This is a genomic window from uncultured Roseobacter sp., assembly GCF_947501835.1.
GTDB lineage: Bacteria > Pseudomonadota > Alphaproteobacteria > Rhodobacterales > Rhodobacteraceae > Roseobacter.
In genome coordinates, this window is sequence record NZ_CANMXR010000010.1 from 159,334 (window position 1) to 174,735 (window position 15,402).

The 15,402-nt window shown below is 60.7% G+C and carries 19 protein-coding genes; 10 read left to right on the top strand and 9 right to left on the bottom strand.

What is annotated here, in order from left to right:
* Positions 1 to 3: 3 nt before the first annotated feature.
* Positions 4 to 291 (bottom strand): hypothetical protein, encoded by a 288-nt coding sequence (locus tag Q1A20_RS19900; RefSeq protein ID WP_299409022.1) that lies wholly within the window; start codon positions 289 to 291, stop codon positions 4 to 6.
* On the opposite strand from Q1A20_RS19900, the gene Q1A20_RS19905 reads away from it, so the two are divergent.
* Positions 271 to 1,071 carry a choice-of-anchor K domain-containing protein gene (locus Q1A20_RS19905; protein ID WP_299918303.1) on the top strand — a complete coding sequence of 267 codons (801 nt, stop codon included), beginning with the start codon at positions 271 to 273 and terminating at the stop codon, positions 1,069 to 1,071. The genes Q1A20_RS19900 and Q1A20_RS19905 overlap by 21 nt on opposite strands.
* Before the next feature lie 85 nt (positions 1,072 to 1,156).
* On the opposite strand, the gene Q1A20_RS19910 is transcribed toward Q1A20_RS19905, so the two are convergent.
* A complete protein-coding gene (locus Q1A20_RS19910; RefSeq protein ID WP_299409026.1) occupies positions 1,157 to 2,656 on the bottom strand; it encodes a CoA-acylating methylmalonate-semialdehyde dehydrogenase in 1,500 nt (499 codons plus the stop codon).
* Between the two features lie 235 nt (positions 2,657 to 2,891).
* Here Q1A20_RS19910 and Q1A20_RS19915 point away from each other — a divergent pair, with 235 nt between their 5' ends.
* The 3 genes from Q1A20_RS19915 (at position 2,892) to coaD (ending at position 4,867) form a co-directional block, all read left to right on the top strand.
* Positions 2,892 to 3,788 carry a LysR family transcriptional regulator gene (locus Q1A20_RS19915; protein WP_299918318.1) on the top strand — a complete coding sequence of 299 codons (897 nt, stop codon included), beginning with the start codon at positions 2,892 to 2,894 and terminating at the stop codon, positions 3,786 to 3,788.
* Positions 3,789 to 3,848: 60 nt separating this feature from the next.
* Positions 3,849 to 4,283 carry a CBS domain-containing protein gene (locus Q1A20_RS19920; RefSeq protein WP_298971527.1) on the top strand — a complete coding sequence of 145 codons (435 nt, stop codon included), beginning with the start codon at positions 3,849 to 3,851 and terminating at the stop codon, positions 4,281 to 4,283.
* A gap of 86 nt (positions 4,284 to 4,369) precedes the next feature.
* Positions 4,370 to 4,867, top strand: a complete 498-nt coding sequence (gene coaD / locus Q1A20_RS19925; RefSeq protein ID WP_299409028.1) for a pantetheine-phosphate adenylyltransferase — start codon at positions 4,370 to 4,372, stop codon at positions 4,865 to 4,867.
* Here coaD and gap (Q1A20_RS19930) read toward each other — a convergent pair.
* The 3 genes from gap (Q1A20_RS19930) to gap (Q1A20_RS19940) form a co-directional block, all read right to left on the bottom strand.
* Entirely contained in the window at positions 4,864 to 5,865 is a 1,002-nt protein-coding gene (gap, locus tag Q1A20_RS19930) for a type I glyceraldehyde-3-phosphate dehydrogenase (protein ID WP_299918306.1), read from the bottom strand. The two genes, coaD and gap (Q1A20_RS19930), sit on opposite strands and share 4 nt — an antisense overlap.
* A gap of 39 nt (positions 5,866 to 5,904) precedes the next feature.
* Positions 5,905 to 6,048, bottom strand: coding sequence for a hypothetical protein (locus tag Q1A20_RS19935; RefSeq protein ID WP_299918308.1), 144 nt, complete (start codon positions 6,046 to 6,048; stop codon positions 5,905 to 5,907).
* 116 nt (positions 6,049 to 6,164) lie between these two features.
* Positions 6,165 to 7,166 carry a type I glyceraldehyde-3-phosphate dehydrogenase gene (gap, locus tag Q1A20_RS19940; protein ID WP_299918310.1) on the bottom strand — a complete coding sequence of 334 codons (1,002 nt, stop codon included), beginning with the start codon at positions 7,164 to 7,166 and terminating at the stop codon, positions 6,165 to 6,167.
* A 213-nt stretch (positions 7,167 to 7,379) separates the two neighbouring features.
* On the opposite strand from gap (Q1A20_RS19940), the gene Q1A20_RS19945 reads away from it, so the two are divergent.
* On the top strand, positions 7,380 to 8,345 hold the full coding sequence (locus Q1A20_RS19945) for a DUF808 domain-containing protein (protein WP_299409034.1): 966 nt from the start codon (positions 7,380 to 7,382) through the stop codon (positions 8,343 to 8,345).
* A gap of 21 nt (positions 8,346 to 8,366) precedes the next feature.
* Here the strand turns inward: Q1A20_RS19945 and Q1A20_RS19950 are convergent, their stop codons facing one another.
* Positions 8,367 to 8,597, bottom strand: coding sequence for a hypothetical protein (locus Q1A20_RS19950; protein WP_299409037.1), 231 nt, complete (start codon positions 8,595 to 8,597; stop codon positions 8,367 to 8,369).
* Between the two features lie 223 nt (positions 8,598 to 8,820).
* Entirely contained in the window at positions 8,821 to 10,839 is a 2,019-nt protein-coding gene (tkt, locus tag Q1A20_RS19955; protein WP_299918311.1) for a transketolase, read from the bottom strand.
* A gap of 280 nt (positions 10,840 to 11,119) precedes the next feature.
* Between tkt and Q1A20_RS19960 the strand changes: the two genes are divergently transcribed.
* From Q1A20_RS19960 to Q1A20_RS19970, 3 genes are read left to right on the top strand one after another with little or no spacing between them, the layout of a single operon-like run.
* Positions 11,120 to 11,602, top strand: a complete 483-nt coding sequence (locus Q1A20_RS19960; protein WP_298971544.1) for a hypothetical protein — start codon at positions 11,120 to 11,122, stop codon at positions 11,600 to 11,602.
* On the top strand, positions 11,602 to 11,994 hold the full coding sequence (locus Q1A20_RS19965; protein WP_298971546.1) for a cell division protein ZapA: 393 nt from the start codon (positions 11,602 to 11,604) through the stop codon (positions 11,992 to 11,994). The genes Q1A20_RS19960 and Q1A20_RS19965 overlap by 1 nt, the downstream gene beginning before the upstream one ends.
* Positions 11,994 to 12,341, top strand: a complete 348-nt coding sequence (locus Q1A20_RS19970) for an MliC family protein (RefSeq protein ID WP_299739214.1) — start codon at positions 11,994 to 11,996, stop codon at positions 12,339 to 12,341. Before Q1A20_RS19965 ends, Q1A20_RS19970 begins: the two co-directional genes overlap by 1 nt.
* Before the next feature lie 73 nt (positions 12,342 to 12,414).
* On the opposite strand, the gene grxD is transcribed toward Q1A20_RS19970, so the two are convergent.
* Both grxD and Q1A20_RS19980 read right to left on the bottom strand, forming a co-directional pair.
* Entirely contained in the window at positions 12,415 to 12,777 is a 363-nt protein-coding gene (gene grxD, locus Q1A20_RS19975) for a Grx4 family monothiol glutaredoxin (protein WP_298971550.1), read from the bottom strand.
* 63 nt (positions 12,778 to 12,840) lie between these two features.
* Complete coding sequence (locus Q1A20_RS19980; RefSeq protein ID WP_298971552.1) at positions 12,841 to 13,077, bottom strand: BolA/IbaG family iron-sulfur metabolism protein; 237 nt, start codon at positions 13,075 to 13,077, stop codon at positions 12,841 to 12,843.
* 166 nt (positions 13,078 to 13,243) lie between these two features.
* On the opposite strand from Q1A20_RS19980, the gene Q1A20_RS19985 reads away from it, so the two are divergent.
* On the top strand, positions 13,244 to 14,212 hold the full coding sequence (locus Q1A20_RS19985) for an XdhC family protein (RefSeq protein WP_299739211.1): 969 nt from the start codon (positions 13,244 to 13,246) through the stop codon (positions 14,210 to 14,212).
* Positions 14,209 to 15,213 carry a molybdopterin-binding protein gene (locus tag Q1A20_RS19990; protein WP_299739209.1) on the top strand — a complete coding sequence of 335 codons (1,005 nt, stop codon included), beginning with the start codon at positions 14,209 to 14,211 and terminating at the stop codon, positions 15,211 to 15,213. The genes Q1A20_RS19985 and Q1A20_RS19990 overlap by 4 nt, the downstream gene beginning before the upstream one ends.
* Positions 15,214 to 15,402 lie beyond the last annotated feature (189 nt).

The following is a 15,402-nucleotide window of genomic DNA, read 5'->3' on the forward strand; positions in this document are numbered from 1 at the left end:
GTTTCAATACGGGAGCGCTTTGGCTACAGCAACCGAATGACGACCCGCTGTGCCAGATTTATTCCGGCGCAGGGCCAGCGTGGCGCATCTGGAAATTGCCGGGCTGTTGGCTACCGAAAAGGGCATCAAAAGGATTCTTAATCTGCGTGGATTTTCGCCGATATGCTTGTAGCGTCCCTGAAAGTAATCCTTCCGAGCGTTGCTGCCGCCGCATATCTGCATGAAAAAAAGGGATAAACTATCCAAAATAGAAAATTTTAGGAAAATCAATTGCAGCGGAAATCCGCTCATGTTAGACATGCCCCCGTAGTCAGTGGCGTATTGAGTGCCCCAGAATGTCACGCAGTTTTTTTGATAAAGAGGCGTTTGAAAATGAGTATTAAGCATTTAGTAATTGGCTTGACTGCTGTGACATTCTTGACGGGGGCCGCCCAGGCGGCGACGTTTTCTGGCAGCACCAGCGGCACCTTTCTGCGGGCCAATGGATTTGATGGCTCCGGCTCGCTGACCGGCATCGGAACCTCCAGCATCGCCTGGGGGCGCCCCGGAAAAAGCAAGATGGAGATTTTGGACTATTCGTTCAGCCACAGCCTCCAGTCGGGCACCAATTCCTACCAGATTGGCGCGCTGGAATGGTTCAACGCGACCTGGTATAATTTTGATGATCTGTTCCGTGTCTTTGCAAATCTGCAGCTGGACCTGGACGACCCGCTGGATCAGACGACAAATGATACGGTCAAACTTAAGATCGACACCTCCGCCAACAATGCGATCGATCCCAGCGATCTTGCGGTCATCACGCAATTTGACGATTTTGATCTGGCATTACCCTTCGTTCTCGGGAAAGGGATCACGCTGAAGAGCTTCTCTGTCTCCCTCGACGGTGATGGTGCGCTGCGTCAGAAGAATGGCAAGACCAAATGGCGGACAGATGAGCATGGCACCAGCCGCCTGATCATCAATGCGGAGATTGAAAAAGTAAGTGCGGTGCCGCTGCCGGCGGCGGGCTGGATGTTGCTGGTCGGTGTCGGTGGTCTCATGGGGATGCGCCATCGCAAGAGAGCGGCCTGAGCACCCATTCGGAAGTTTGGAAAGTAAAAAAGCGGCTCTTTTCGGAGCCGCTTTTGCTTTGTGTCTCGACGAACTGAGAGCGCGCTTACTCCATCACAGGGATAGAGAACTCGCCGCCTTCCTTGATGCCTGATGGCCAGCGCGATGTGATTGTTTTTGTGCGCGTATAGAACTTGAAGGCGTCCGGCCCGTGTTGGTTCAGATCGCCGAACACCGACTTCTTCCAGCCGCCGAAGGTATGGTAAGCAAGCGGCACCGGGATCGGCACGTTCACCCCGACCATGCCGACGTTGACCCGGTTGGCAAAATCACGCGCCGCGTCGCCGTCGCGGGTGAAGATCGCGGTGCCATTGCCGTATTCGTGGTCCATCGCCAGCCCCAGCGCCTCTTCATAGCTTTGCGCGCGGACGGTCGACAGCACGGGGCCAAAGATCTCGTATTTGTAGATGTCCATGTCCTTGGTCACATTGTCAAAAAGATGTGGCCCGATAAAGAACCCGTCCTCATAGCCTTGCAGGTTGAAATCACGGCCATCAACGACCAGCTTGGCGCCCTGGTCGATCCCGGTCTGCACCAACCGCTCGATATTGGCCTTGGCCGCGGCGGTCACCACAGGGCCATAGTCCACATCCTTGCCAGCGGTGTAGGGGCCCACTTTCAGTTTTTCGATGCGCGGGACCAGTTTTTCAATCAGACGGTCGGCGGTTTCATCACCGACCGGAACGGCCACCGAAATGGCCATGCAGCGCTCCCCGGCAGCCCCATAGCCTGCGCCGACCAACGCATCGGCGGCCTGATCCATATCGGCATCGGGCATGACGATCATGTGGTTCTTGGCCCCGCCAAAGCACTGGACGCGTTTGCCCTGCGCGCAGCCGGTGCCATAGATGTATTCGGCAATCGGCGTGGAGCCGACAAAGCCGATGGACTGGATCGTCTGATCATAGAGGATGGCATCGACCGCTTCCTTGTCGCCATTGACCACCTGCAGGATCCCCTTGGGCAGACCGGCTTCTTCCATCAGTTCCGCCAGCATCAGGGGCACGGAAGGGTCCCGCTCGGAGGGTTTCAGGATGAAGGCATTGCCGCAGGCGATGGCGGGCGCAAACATCCACATCGGGATCATGGCAGGGAAGTTGAAGGGCGTGATGCCTGCGGTCACCCCCAGCGCCTGGCGCATCGAATACATGTCGATGCCGGGGCCTGCGCTGTCGGTGTATTCACCTTTCAGTAGCTGTGGCGCGCCAATGCAGTATTCCACCACCTCAAGGCCCCGCTGCACGTCGCCCGCCGCGTCAGGCAGGGTCTTGCCATGCTCACGGCTGAGCGCCTCTGCCAGTTTGTCCATATCCCGGTTCAGCAGATCCACGAACTTCATCATGACGCGGGCACGGCGCTGCGGGTTCACCGTGGCCCAGGCAGGCTGCGCCGCTGCGGCAAAGGCCACCGCCTGTTCGACCTCGGCCTTGGAGGCCAGCGGGCATTGGGCCTGCACCTCGCCGGTGGCCGGGTTCATGACATCGGCAAAACGACCGGATGTGCCTTTGACATGCTGACCGTTCAGGTAGTGGGTGAGTTCTTGCATCAATCTCTCCGAGTTGCAGGACTGTTGTGGTAGCGCCGATGCGCAGGCCCTTGTCTGTGCACCGACCTTTGAAAACGCGATTGGGGGTGATGATAGTCTTGCAAAAACCAAGGCGAAAGGGGCAAGGTGGCAAAGTTATTTTGCGTTTTTGCAAGATCTGCTGGTGTTCCGGTGGCGTCTCCGGCTTCTGACGCGCGACAGACACGGCCAGCGGCGCAACTGGGAGATCGACGGTTTGCAAACGAATTGGGATGATCTGCGTTTGTTTCTTGCCGTCGCGCGCGAAGAAACCCTGTCAGGCGCGGGCAAGGTGCTGCGGCTCGATCCGGCGACTGTCGGGCGCCGCATGCAACGGTTGGAAGCCACCTTGCAGGCCACGCTCTTCGCCAAATCGCCGCAGGGCTATACGCTGACGGATGCCGGGGCCTCGCTGCTGTCGCGCGCCGAGACGGCGGAGCGTGCCATGCGCAGCGCCATTGCTGAACTGCCCGCGCAAAGTGACCAGCTGTCAGGGCAGATCAGGATCGGCGCGCCGGATGGCAGTGCGAATTACCTGTTGCCGCAGGTTTGCGCCGCGATTTCGGACGAAAACCCGGATCTCGACATTCAGATCGTGGCCCTGCCGCGGGTGTTCAACCTGTCGCGGCGCGAGGCGGATATGGCCATCGCAGTGAGCGCGCCCACGGCGGGGCGTCTGGTTGTGCAGAAGGTGTCCGACTACCATTTGCACCTGGCGGCCTCCGAGAGCTATCTGGCAGCGCACCCGCCCATTCAACACATCGATGACCTCGGCGATCATCGGCTTGTCGGCTACATCCCGGATATGATTTTCGACCGGGAGCTCGATTATCTGAGCGATTTGGGGATCAAACGTGTGCCGCTGGCGTCCAATTCGGTGTCGGTGCAGATCAATTGGATCCGGCAGGGGGGTGGCGTGGGCATTGCGCATGATTTCTCGGTGCCCGCGATGCCGGGCGTGCGCCGCATCCTCACCGATCAGATCAGCCTCAAGCGCGCCTTCTACCTGATCCGGCATGCGGACGACCGGCGTAACCCGAGGTTGAGCCGTTTCGCCGAAGCCCTGAGCGCGCGCCTGCGCGCAGAAGTTGCAAGATTGGAAGCGCTGGCTTGACTTGATGCCGCTTTGCGGTGACGCTGGAGAGGTGTTCAACACGTTGCAAGGAGGTCCGACATGTTGGTGTCCCAGATCCTGAAAACCAAATCGCTGCAAGACGTTGTGACGGTTTCCCCCACATTATCAATCGCCGAGGCGGCCAGAATACTCTCGGAAAAGCGTATTGGTACGGTGGTTGTATCGCGTGACGGGGCCACGGCGGACGGCATTCTGTCCGAACGCGACATCGTACGCGAGATCGGTGCCCGGGGGGCCGGGTGTCTGACACATACGGTGGAGACGCTGATGACCACCAAACTTGTGACCTGCAGTCAGGATGATGCCGCCGATGCGGTCCTGCAAAAGATGACAGATGGTCGGTTTCGGCATATGCCTGTGTTGAGCGGTGGCGGGCTGATTGGCGTGATTTCGCTGGGCGACGTGGTCAAGGCCAAGCTGATGGAGCTGGCGATGGAAAAAGACGCCCTCGAAGGCATGATCATGGGCCACTGATCCGTTACCGCGGCATTGTCAAAACGCTTGCAATCCCGGGATCAAAGTGATCGTTTCACCGCAATACTCACGACAGGAGAGACCACATGCGCGTTGGCCTCTATCCCGGCACATTTGATCCGATCACTTTGGGCCATCTTGATATCATTCGCCGGGCCTGCGTGCTGGTCGACCGATTGGTCATCGGCGTTGCCATCAATCGTGACAAGGGCCCGATGTTTGACCTCGAAGAGCGGGTGGAGATGGTCGAGGCCGAATGCGCCGCCCTGGCCGCGCAGACCGGGGTTGAGATCCTCGTGCATCCCTTTGAAAATCTGCTGATCGACTGCGCCCGCGATGTGGACGCGCAGATTATTGTGCGGGGTCTGCGGGCCGTGGCGGATTTTGAATATGAATATCAGATGGTTGGCATGAACCGGCAGCTGGATGACGGGATCGAAACCGTGTTTTTGATGGCCGAAGCCCAGCATCAGGCCATTGCCAGCAAGCTGGTCAAGGAGATTGCCCGGCTGGACGGGGACATCAGCAAATTCGTCACCCCACGGGTAAATTCGCAATTGCTGGCGCGTCTGGGCAAAGCCTAGAGCAGGTCGCCCATCCGGCGGGCCGTGTCGAGCAACCGGTTGGAAAATCCCCATTCATTGTCATACCAGGCCAGCACCCGCACCCAGGTGCCGTCCTGCACGCGGGTCTGGTCTTCGGCGAAAGTGGCGCTGGCGGCGGCCTGCTTGAGGTCGGAGGACACCAGTTTCCGGTCGGTGGTCGCAACAATCCCGGCAAGCGGGCCGCGCGCCGCGGCACGAAAGGCGGCGTTGACCGCATCCACATCTGTGGATGAGGCGACCTCCACCGACAGATCAATGCAGGAGACGTTCAGCACGGGCACGCGGATCGCCTGACCGGTGATGCGCCCGACCATATCCGGCAGCACTTCGCCCAAGGTTTGCGCGGCTCCGGTTGTTGTGGGGATCATCGACTGTGCCGCCGCTCGCGCACGGTAGAGATCGGTGTGCGGCGTGTCATGCAGGCTCTGATTGCTGGTATAGCAATGCACCGTGGTCATCATCCCGCGTTTGATCGTGAAAGCGTCATGCAGAACCTTCACGATGGGCACGAGACAATTGGTGGTGCAGGAGCCGTTGGAGATCAGCCGATCGTCCGCGAGGATCAAATCGTCGTTCACGCCTCGGATGATGGTTTTTGCAGCCCCCTTAGCGGGTGCCGATAAGAGCACCCGACGTGCGCCGCGCCGCAGGTGCGTGCGGGCGCGCACGGGATCGGTGAAGCGCCCGCTGCATTCCAGAACGATGTCCAGATCCGGCCAGGTGATCATCTCAGGATCCGGCACCGACGTCATGTGAATGGCGCCATAGCCAAGGTCCAGCCCTGCGTCGGTATAGTTCAGCGGGCCGCGATAGGGGCCGTGCACAGAATCGAATTCAAAGAGATGCGCCAGCGTCTCTGCCGGGGCGGGGTCGTTGATCGCCACCACCTGCATGTCGTCGCGCGCGCTTTCCATCAGAACGCGCAGCACCGTCCGCCCGATGCGGCCAAACCCGTTTATACCAAGCCTGAGTGTCATCCAATGTCTTCCAAATCTCGCCTATGCCTGAACCACGCCTTATCGCCAGAAGGCGAGCCATTCGATCAACTCAAACAGCTTTTTTCCAAGAAAAACAAGATGCTCTGTGCCAAAGATGAAGACGTCCACGACCACCAGACAAATCAGGATCAGCCCAAGCGCGATTGCGATGCTATTGGTCATGACGCCTTGTTCCCTGCCACCCTTGTCGCACTGCGAAAAACCGACCGACTGTTTCAGCGGTCGGTTTCCTGTGAGGGTATGACAGCCTGTTCAGGCGCCCGCAAGCACCTGTGCGATCAGCCCAGGTGCCCCATGCTGACGGCGACATCTGCCATCCGGGCAGAGAAGGCCCATTCATTGTCGTACCATGCCAGAACACGCACGGTACGACCGCCGACAACCTTGGTCTGTTCCGGCGCGACAATGCAGCTTTGTTCGGTGTGGTTGAAGTCGATGGAGACCTTGGCCTCGGCATCATAGCCCATCACCCGCGCCATCGCACCGGATGCAGCGGCCTGCAACGCGGCGTTGACTTCTTCTACCGTCACGTCGCGCGGTGCCTCAAATGTCAGATCGACGGCGGAGACATTGGGGGTTGGCACCCGCATGGCTGTCCCGTCGAGCTTGCCCGCCAGGTTTGGCAGCACTTCGCCCAAAGCCTTGGCGGCACCGGTTGAGGTTGGGATGATCGCCATGGCGGCAGCGCGGGCGCGATAGAGGTCATCATGGCGACGGTCCAGCGTCGGCTGATCGCCGGTGTAGGAGTGGATCGTGGTCATGATCCCGCGTTCGATCCCGATGGCCTCATCCATCACCTTGGCCAGCGGTGCCAGACAGTTGGTGGTGCAGGAGCCGTTGGAGACCACCGCATCGGAGGGCAGCAGATCGCGGTGGTTGACACCGTAGACGATGGTCCGGTCCACGCGCTTGGCCGGAGCGGAGATCAGCACCCGCTTGGCACCACGGTCGATGTGGGTTTTGGCCTTGTCACCGTCGTTGAACTTGCCGGTGCATTCCAGCACCACATCGACGCCGTCCCAGTCCAGCTCGTTCATGTCGTAGGTGGACATCATCCGGATCGGGCCGCGGCCCAGGTCCAGTGAATTTGCACCGACGATCACATCGCCGGGGAAGCGCCCGTGCACGGAATCGTATTTGATCAGATGCGCCGAGGTTTCCAGCGGACCCGTGGCATTGATGGCGACGACATCAATGTCGTTGCGGCCGGATGTTGCGATGTGAGACAGGGTGCACCGTCCGATGCGTCCAAACCCGTTGATACCAACTCTGATGGTCATACTTGCACTCCACTCGGATCATTTGCGGGCTCTATACCTTTAATCGCAATTTGATGAAACGCGTAAAACGGCGTGTTTTCAGAATGTTAGCGTTAAACCTCGGCAACACACTGTTGCACACACGCATTGCGTGCATATTAACCACAATTGCCAATCCGGACCGGGCGCTCTAGGTCATCGCAAAGCACAGATGTTGAAAAAAGGGGCATTGTGATGAGTGGGCTGCTGGCATTGTTGGATGACGTGGCGGGAATCGCCAAGGTGGCGGCGGCCTCGGTGGATGACGTCATCGGTCAGGCGGCCAAAGCCGGGGCCAAAGCGGCGGGCGCGGTGATCGACGATGCCGCCGTGACCCCGAAGTATGTCCAGGGGTTTTCAGCGGACCGCGAACTGCCGGTGATCTGGCGGATTGCCAAGGGCTCCATGATCAACAAGCTGGTGTACCTGCTGCCGGTGGGCCTGTTGCTGTCGAATTTCGCACCCTGGTTGATCACGCCGCTGTTGATGATCGGCGGCTGCTATCTGTGCTTTGAAGGGGCTGAGAAAGTCGCCCATGCGATGGGCATTGGCGGGCACGGGCATGAGGACCATCCCGGCGCGGAAACCGAGGTCAAGGACCCCGCGCATCTGGAAGAGCAAAAGGCGGCGGGCGCCATCAAGACCGACTTCATTCTTTCCGCCGAGATCATGACCATCGCGCTGGCGGCGATCCCGCCCAGCAATTTCTGGATGGAAGCCGCGACGCTTGCGGCGGTGGCTGTCATGATCACCGTCGCGGTTTACGGCGCTGTTGCGCTGATTGTGAAGGCGGATGACGCCGGACTGGCGCTGGCCAGCACGGGGCGTCTGGGCGTCACACGCGCGCTTGGGCGGGGCATCGTCAAGGCGATGCCGGGCGTGATGTGGACCCTGACGGTGGTTGGTACGGCGGCGATGCTCTGGGTCGGCGGCAGCATCATTGTGCACGGGCTCGAAGTTCTGGGCGCGCCCTGGCTGGGGCATTTCATCCATGATGTGGCCTATGCGGTGGGCCACGCCTTGCCGGAAAACCTGATCGGTGTCGGAGAATGGGCGGTCAAGGCCTTCATGGATGGCGTTTTTGGTCTGGCGCTTGGATTTGCGTTGATCCCTGTGGGAGAGAAACTCATCACGCCCATTCTGCGCAAGACAATCGGTTGAAATCGCCTCGCCCGGTGCGGTTCAGACCTGTCTGTTGGGATGCGGGGCAGGCTCTGACGTTTCATTGGCAACCGGGGTAACCCGGCACAAGGCCCGCCGCGTCATATGACACAGCAGCAGGCTGATCGCGGCAAGGGTCCCAACCAGCCAATAGATCAACAGCGCCTGCCATATGCCGTGACCCAAGAGCAAAGCGACAATTGCGGACAGAAAACCGGAAATGCCGCCCACCAGGGCAAAGGCAATGACCATCAAAGCTCCTCCTGCACCCTGTCTAGTTAACACTACTTAAGGTTGTGTTAACTCGGCTGAAAATCGCGCAGTTTCGGCCAGAAATCGCCAGCACGCAGGCATTGGTCGGTAATGGTCACTTCAGGGCTGGTTCGAGGGTCCGGTGACGTCGGCGGTTGGATAGCCGCAAACGAAAATGCGCCACGAAATCGCGGCGCATTCCTAGAGCTTGGCACCCCCCGTGTTACTTGATCAGGGATTTTGCCTTCTCTGCAACAGCTTCCGCCGTGATGCCAAATTCCTTGTACAGCGTGGCCGCAGGGGCGGAGGCCCCGAAATCATGCATGCCGACAAAGCCGGATTTTTCACGCCGCCCGCGTTCGCCAAAGAGCCAGCGATCCCAGCCAAAGCGAATACCCGCCTCGACGGCCACACGCACCGGACCGCCCGGCAAGACCCGCTTGCGGTAGGCTTCGTCCTGTTCCTCAAAGAGCTCCCAGCAGGGCATCGACACAACGCGGGTGCCGATCCCTTCCGCCTGCAGGATATCCCGTGCGGCCATGGCGATTTCCACCTCCGACCCGGTGGCCAGCAAAATCGCCTGACGTTTCCCCTCGGCATCGGCCAGCACATAAGCGCCCTGCGCGGTGAGGTTCTTGGTCTTGTGCTCGGTGCGCACGGTGCTCAGCCCCTGTCGTGTCAGCGACAGCACGGATGGCGTCTCTTTCGAGGTCAGCGCCAGTTCCCAGGCTTCCGCGGTTTCAATGGTGTCGGCGGGGCGGAACACATGGGTGTTCGGCGTGGCCCGGCTGATCGCCAGATGCTCGACCGGTTGGTGGGTCGGGCCGTCTTCGCCCAGCCCGATGCTGTCGTGGGTCATCACGAAGACCGTGGGGATTTTCATCAGGGCCGCCAGACGCATCGAGGGGCGCGCGTAGTCGGTGAAACACATGAAGGTGCCACCATAGGGGCGGATGCCGCCGTGCAGCGCCATACCGTTCATCGCCGCCGCCATGCCATGCTCGCGGATGCCCCAATAGACATAGCGGCCCGCGCGGCTGTCGACGTCGAAGACACCCAGATCGCCGGTTTTGGTGTTGTTGGAGCCTGTGAGGTCCGCAGACCCGCCGACGGTCTCCGGCATCACCGGGTTGATAACTTCCAGCACCTTTTCGGAGCTTGCACGGGTGGCCAGCTTGAGCGCGCTTTCGGACATCTGCTTTTTGAACGCCTTGATCACGGCGGTCAGCTTCTTGGGCGCCTCCAGCGCATAGGCGCGGTTGAAGGTCTCGCGCTTGCCCCGGGGCAGGGTGTCGAACCGCTCCTCCCAGGCGCGCCGCGTCTCGGCGCCGCGCGCGCCGATGGCCTCCCATGCAGTCTTTACCTCTGCAGGCACCTCAAAAGGCCCGGTTTTCCAGCCATAGGCCTCTTTCGCGGCAATCAGCTGTTCGGCATCCGTCAGCGCGCCGTGACCTTTGGAGGTATCCTGCGCGGCATGGCCCAGAGCGATATGGGTCTTGCAGGCCACCATGGTGGGCTTGTTGCCCTTTTTGGCTTGTGTCAGCGCGGCGTCGATGGCCGCGGGATCATGGCCGTCGATTTCCAGCACGGCCCAGCCAGCGGATTTGAAACGGCCCACCTGATCGGTGCGGTCCGAGAGCGTGACCGGCCCGTCGATGGTGATGTTGTTGTTGTCCCACAGCACGATCAGTTTGCTCAACTGGTGCCGCCCGGCCAGTGTGATGGCTTCCTGGCTTACGCCTTCCATCAAACAGCCATCGCCCGCGATCACATAGGTATAGTGGTCAATGACCTTCTTGCCGTATTGCGCGCGCTGGATTTCCTCGGCCATGGCGAAGCCGACCGAATTGGCAATGCCCTGGCCTAAAGGCCCGGTGGTGGTTTCAATGCCGGAAGCATGGCCATATTCCGGGTGACCCGCAGTGCGCGAGCCCCACTGGCGGAAATTCTTGATCTCTTCCAGCGTCATATCGGCGTAGCCCGTGAGGTGCAGCAGCGCATAGAGCAGCATCGAGCCGTGACCTGCGGACAGGATGAACCGGTCGCGGTCCGGCCAGTTGGGCTGTGTCGGATCAAACTTCAGATGCTTTTCAAAGAGCACGGTGGCGACATCCGCCATCCCCATGGGCATGCCGGAATGTCCTGAGTTTGCGGCGGCCACGGCATCCAGCGTCAGAGCGCGAATGGCGGTGGCTTTCGACCAGTGATCAGGGTTGGCGGCAGCGAGGGCTTTTAAATCCACGAGGTAGAATCCTTTGTCGGTTCGAAGCGGCCCCAGGTCGGGGCTTGGAGGCCTTTGGGCCAAGGTTTCAGCGCTGCATAACAGTCGCTTCGCAAAGATCAAGAGCCGGGGGAGGCCATTGCCGGACGGAGGACTTCAACAGCGCCCGCCAAGCGCTTGATCCCAAACAAAGGCGCATTTGTTGCGCCACATGAATAGCGTTAACCTCGAACGACGAAAGAGCGATTCGGCAGCCGCGAAACAAAACGGGCGGGATCGCATGTGGGAAAATGAGGTGGGCATGAGCGAAATCGAAGAACTCAACAGCCGGATTATGCAGGCCCTGGACCGTGTGGCACAGGGCGTGGATGCGCTTGGCGATGGCGGCGAAAGCGTCGAGGCCTTGAAGCAGGCGCTTGATGAGGAAAAAACCGTCAATGCACAGTTGAACGAGCGGGTGCGCGCTCTTGGCGAACGCCAGGCAAAGGCGCTCGAAGAACTGGAAGCGCGCGCGGAGGAAACCGCAGGCCGCATGAGCAAATTTGACGAGGATTTGCAGCGGCTGCGTCGGGCCAACGGGCAATTGAGCGAGGCCTGCGAGGCGCTGCGCAACGCCAACGCCGAAGGTGTTGGTGAGCCGCATCTGATCAACAAGGCGATGATGGCGGAACTGGAGGCCTTACGCGCGGCCCGCACCGCCGAGATTTCGCAGGCGGATGAGATCATCGCGGCCCTCACGCCGCTGCTTGATGCAAATGATGCCCAGACAGAGGAGACCGCCTGATGCCAGAAGTGACAATTACCATTGGCGGTCGCCAGTTCGATGTGGCCTGCCAGGCGGGCGAAGAACATTATTTGCACACAGCCGCGAAAATGCTGGATGACGAGGCGCAGGTGTTATCGGATCAGGCCGGGCGCATGCCAGAGGCGCGGATGTTGCTGATGGCGGGTCTGATGCTGGCAGACAAGACCGCCAGTGTCGAAGATCGCGTGGCAGAGGTGCAGGCCAAGCTGACAGAGCGCGAAGCCGAATTGGCCAACCTGCGCGAAACCGCAGCGACACCGGAGCGGGTCGAAGTGCCCGTTGTGCCGCAAACCGTGACCGATACGCTGGCCGAGCTCGCCGCGCGGGCCGAAGCGCTGGCCGCGTCGGTCGAAGAGAAAGCAAAAGCGTGATGCGCCGAGGGCACATCATCGCCGCGGCCCTGGTGCAGATGATGATGGCGATGCCCGCTGCCGCCACATCGATCGCTGAAATCTACCGATGCGAACGGACGGTGGAAGTTCCGGTGATATATGTCTCCGGTGAAACCGGGGTCGGTGTCGTTGTCCTGCTGGTCGAGGGCGAAATGGTCAATCTGGAGACCACATCGGCGGCATCCGGCGCCCGGTATGCAGGCTCGCCAGATCTGTCGGGTTATGTCTGGTGGACGAAGGGCGACGCGGCTTTGCTCACGTGGTTTGATGCGTCCTCCGGCCAGGAAACACCGGTCTATTCGGAGTGCACCAAGGTCGAGCGCTGAGCCCGCACCTCAGGACCGGAAAAAAGGGGAGCGCAAAGCTCCCCTCACATCGGATCGCAGACGGCTCGCGGGGTTACCCGTTGGCTTCACGGATCTTGTCGGCCGCGTCCTTGTCGAAGGTCACGCCGTTTTCTTCCAGCAGCGTGTCCAGCTCGCCTGACAGGGTCATTTCGGTGATGATATCGCAGCCGCCCACGAACTCGCCCTTGACGTAAAGTTGCGGGATCGTCGGCCAGTCGGAGAAATCCTTGATGCCCTGCCGGATGCCTTCGTCTGAGAGCACATTGACGTCGGAAAACTCCACGCCCATGTAGTTCAGCACCCCTGCCACGCGGCTGGAAAACCCGCATTGCGGCATCTCCTTGGTGCCTTTCATGAACAAGACAACGTCGCTTGCGCCAATGGTTTCCTGAATTTGTGTGGTTGCGTCAGTCATATTTCTTCCCTTCGGATCGCGGGGCGCTGGGTCCATGTCGGACAGCGCCGGAATTGAATTTGCTCAGTCAGGCGCCTTGGTGGTCAGCGCCAGCGCGTGCAGTTCACCGTTGGAACCATCCATCTTGCCTTTGAGTGCGGCATAGACGGCGCGTTGTTGTTGCACCCGGTTTTTGCCGCGAAAGCTTTCATCCACCACCATGGCGGCCATATGCACACCATCGTTTCCCTCCACCGTGATCTGGGCATTGGGAAAGCTCTCGCGCAGCAGATCTTCGATTTCGCGGGCTTGCATGGGCATGGGGTCGGCTCCAACTTAGTCTTGTACCAGATGTAGTAGGCGGGGCGGGCGGGGACAAGATGCCAAATTGCGCGCGTCACGCAAGGATCATCAACTGGGGAGCGTGTGGTTTTCGGGAAGACAATCCGAAAATCATGGTGAATAGTCGCCTATAAGGAGAGACGGTATGGAAATTTTCGAAAACGCCCCCGAACAGGCGCTGGCCTGGCATGAGGCGGGTCGCGGCGCAGTTCTGGCCACGGTGGTGGAAACCTGGGGGTCGGCGCCGCGCCGGGTGGGCGCGCAGTTGGTCATTGCCGGTGATGGCGAAATGCAGGGGTCCGTTTCCGGCGGCTGCGTGGAAGGCGCCGTTGTGCTGGAGGCCACCGAGGCGTTGGAGAAAGGTGAACAGCGGCTGCTGGAATATGGAGTGAGTGACGGCGATGCCTTTGCCGTCGGATTGGCCTGTGGCGGCACCATCCGCATTCTGGTGGAGCCGGTCGGCCCGGTTTTGCCGGTGGATGTGTTGCAAGGCCTTATGCAGGCGCGTGCGGCGCGCAATCCGGTGGCTTATGAGGCCAATCTCAAAACCGGCGCACGGCGGTTGGTCGCGGATATCTACGCAGACCGCTTTGCCATGGACAGATCCGGGTTTGAGGAAGATGGCGACGTCTTTGTCGCCATTCACAACCCGCCCCTGCGGTTGGTGGTGGTTGGCGCGGTGCATATCGCACAGGCGCTGGTGCCGATGGCACGGATTGCGGGCTATGATCCTTATATCGTCGATCCGCGTGCGGCCTTTGGGTCCGAGGCGCGGTTTCCCGGGGAGCGCATTCTGCCCGATTGGCCGGACGAAGCTTTGGAGGACGTTGGCGTCGACAGCCGCACCGCGGTTGTGTTGCTGACCCATGATCCCAAGCTTGACGATCCCGCGTTGCATATCGCGCTGCGATCCCATGCGTTCTATATCGGCGCGCTGGGATCGAAACGCACCCATGCCGCCCGGCTGGAGCGGCTGGCGGAAGCCGGTTTTGAACCGCATCAGATCGGGCGCATTCACGGCCCCATCGGGTTGGACATCGGGGCGGCGGGCCCACCGGAAATCGCAGTGTCGATTCTGGCCGAGATGACCCGTGTGTTAAGGCAGGGCGCGTGAAATTCGGGCCCGTCGAGACCGCCCTGGCCGAAGGCGCGGTGCTGGCCCATTCGGTCGCTCTTGGCGCTGCCGGACGCTTGCGCAAGGGGCGTGTGCTGGCCGCCGATGACATTGCCGCGCTCACCGGCGCTGGCATTGATCAGGTGACCGTGGCTCGATTGGAAGCGGGCGACGTGATCGAGAATGACGCCGCCCTGGCGCTGGCGCAGGCCTTGGTGCCCGATCCGGCAGGGCAGCATCTGCGCCTGACGGAGGCCTTCACCGGGCGGGTCAACCTGCTCGCCCAGGGGCCGGGCGTTGCCGTGCTGGATGTCGCTGCGCTGGAGACGGTCAACCGGGTGCATCCCATGATCACCCTGGCGACGGTCCCGCCGTTTCAGCAGATGGCAGGGGGGGGTATGGTCGCAACGATCAAGATCATCTCCTATGCGGTGCCGGAAGGCGCGTTGCAGGAAGCCTGTGCGCTGGCGCAGGCGGCGATCCGGCTCGCGCCGCCAAAGATCCGCAGCGTCGGGCTGATCATCACCGACATCAAAGGAGGTGCCGGATCAAAAGGGCTCAAGGCTATTGCGGATCGGGTGGCGGCTTACGGCCTGACCCTGTCGGATCCGCAGATTGTGCCCCATGAAGAGGAGGCCTTGTCCCAGGCGCTGTTGAACAGTGATGATGAGCTCATCCTGATCCTCAACGGATCCGCCACCTCCGACATCGACGATACCGCGCCTGCGGCTGTGCGTTTGGCGGGTGGGCGTGTTGAGCGTTTCGGCATGCCGGTAGATCCTGGCAACCTGTTGTTTTTAGGTAGCTTTGCGGACCATCCGGTGATCGGTTTGCCGGGGTGCGCCCGGTCACCTGCCTTGAACGGGGCGGATTGGGTTTTGGCGCGCGTCATCTGCGGGCTGGGTGTGAGCGACGATGATATCGCGGCGATGGGCGTTGGGGGCCTGTTGAAGGAAATCCCATCTCGTCCACAGCCGCGTGCAGCCAAGCCGCGCGCCTGAGCGAGCGGCCCGAAAGGGCGATGCAGCAGGGTGCAGCGTCTCGCATTGGACGAAGATTTAGGTTCTCAACCGGGGAGGGGCGTGCTTAACTCGCCGCAACAAGCATTAATATGGGAGTTTTATAGATGTCTCGGATTGAGATGGTTGTGAATGGGGTTTCGGCGTCTGGTGATGTTGAGGGTCGAACGT

Coding starts and splice junctions, on each gene's coding strand:
- Q1A20_RS19910 (WP_299409026.1), bottom strand. CDS start 2,656: ATGCAAGAACTCACCCACTACCTGAACGGTCAGCATGTCAAAGGCACA.
- Q1A20_RS19945 (WP_299409034.1), top strand. CDS start 7,380: ATGAGTGGGCTGCTGGCATTGTTGGATGACGTGGCGGGAATCGCCAAG.
- coaD (WP_299409028.1), top strand. CDS start 4,370: ATGCGCGTTGGCCTCTATCCCGGCACATTTGATCCGATCACTTTGGGC.
- Q1A20_RS19960 (WP_298971544.1), top strand. CDS start 11,120: ATGAGCGAAATCGAAGAACTCAACAGCCGGATTATGCAGGCCCTGGAC.
- Q1A20_RS19950 (WP_299409037.1), bottom strand. CDS start 8,597: ATGGTCATTGCCTTTGCCCTGGTGGGCGGCATTTCCGGTTTTCTGTCC.
- gap (WP_299918306.1), bottom strand. CDS start 5,865: ATGACACTCAGGCTTGGTATAAACGGGTTTGGCCGCATCGGGCGGACG.
- Q1A20_RS19970 (WP_299739214.1), top strand. CDS start 11,994: ATGCGCCGAGGGCACATCATCGCCGCGGCCCTGGTGCAGATGATGATG.
- Q1A20_RS19965 (WP_298971546.1), top strand. CDS start 11,602: ATGCCAGAAGTGACAATTACCATTGGCGGTCGCCAGTTCGATGTGGCC.
- Q1A20_RS19980 (WP_298971552.1), bottom strand. CDS start 13,077: ATGCCCATGCAAGCCCGCGAAATCGAAGATCTGCTGCGCGAGAGCTTT.
- Q1A20_RS19935 (WP_299918308.1), bottom strand. CDS start 6,048: ATGACCAATAGCATCGCAATCGCGCTTGGGCTGATCCTGATTTGTCTG.
- Q1A20_RS19900 (WP_299409022.1), bottom strand. CDS start 291: ATGAGCGGATTTCCGCTGCAATTGATTTTCCTAAAATTTTCTATTTTG.
- gap (WP_299918310.1), bottom strand. CDS start 7,166: ATGACCATCAGAGTTGGTATCAACGGGTTTGGACGCATCGGACGGTGC.
- Q1A20_RS19920 (WP_298971527.1), top strand. CDS start 3,849: ATGTTGGTGTCCCAGATCCTGAAAACCAAATCGCTGCAAGACGTTGTG.
- Q1A20_RS19985 (WP_299739211.1), top strand. CDS start 13,244: ATGGAAATTTTCGAAAACGCCCCCGAACAGGCGCTGGCCTGGCATGAG.
- grxD (WP_298971550.1), bottom strand. CDS start 12,777: ATGACTGACGCAACCACACAAATTCAGGAAACCATTGGCGCAAGCGAC.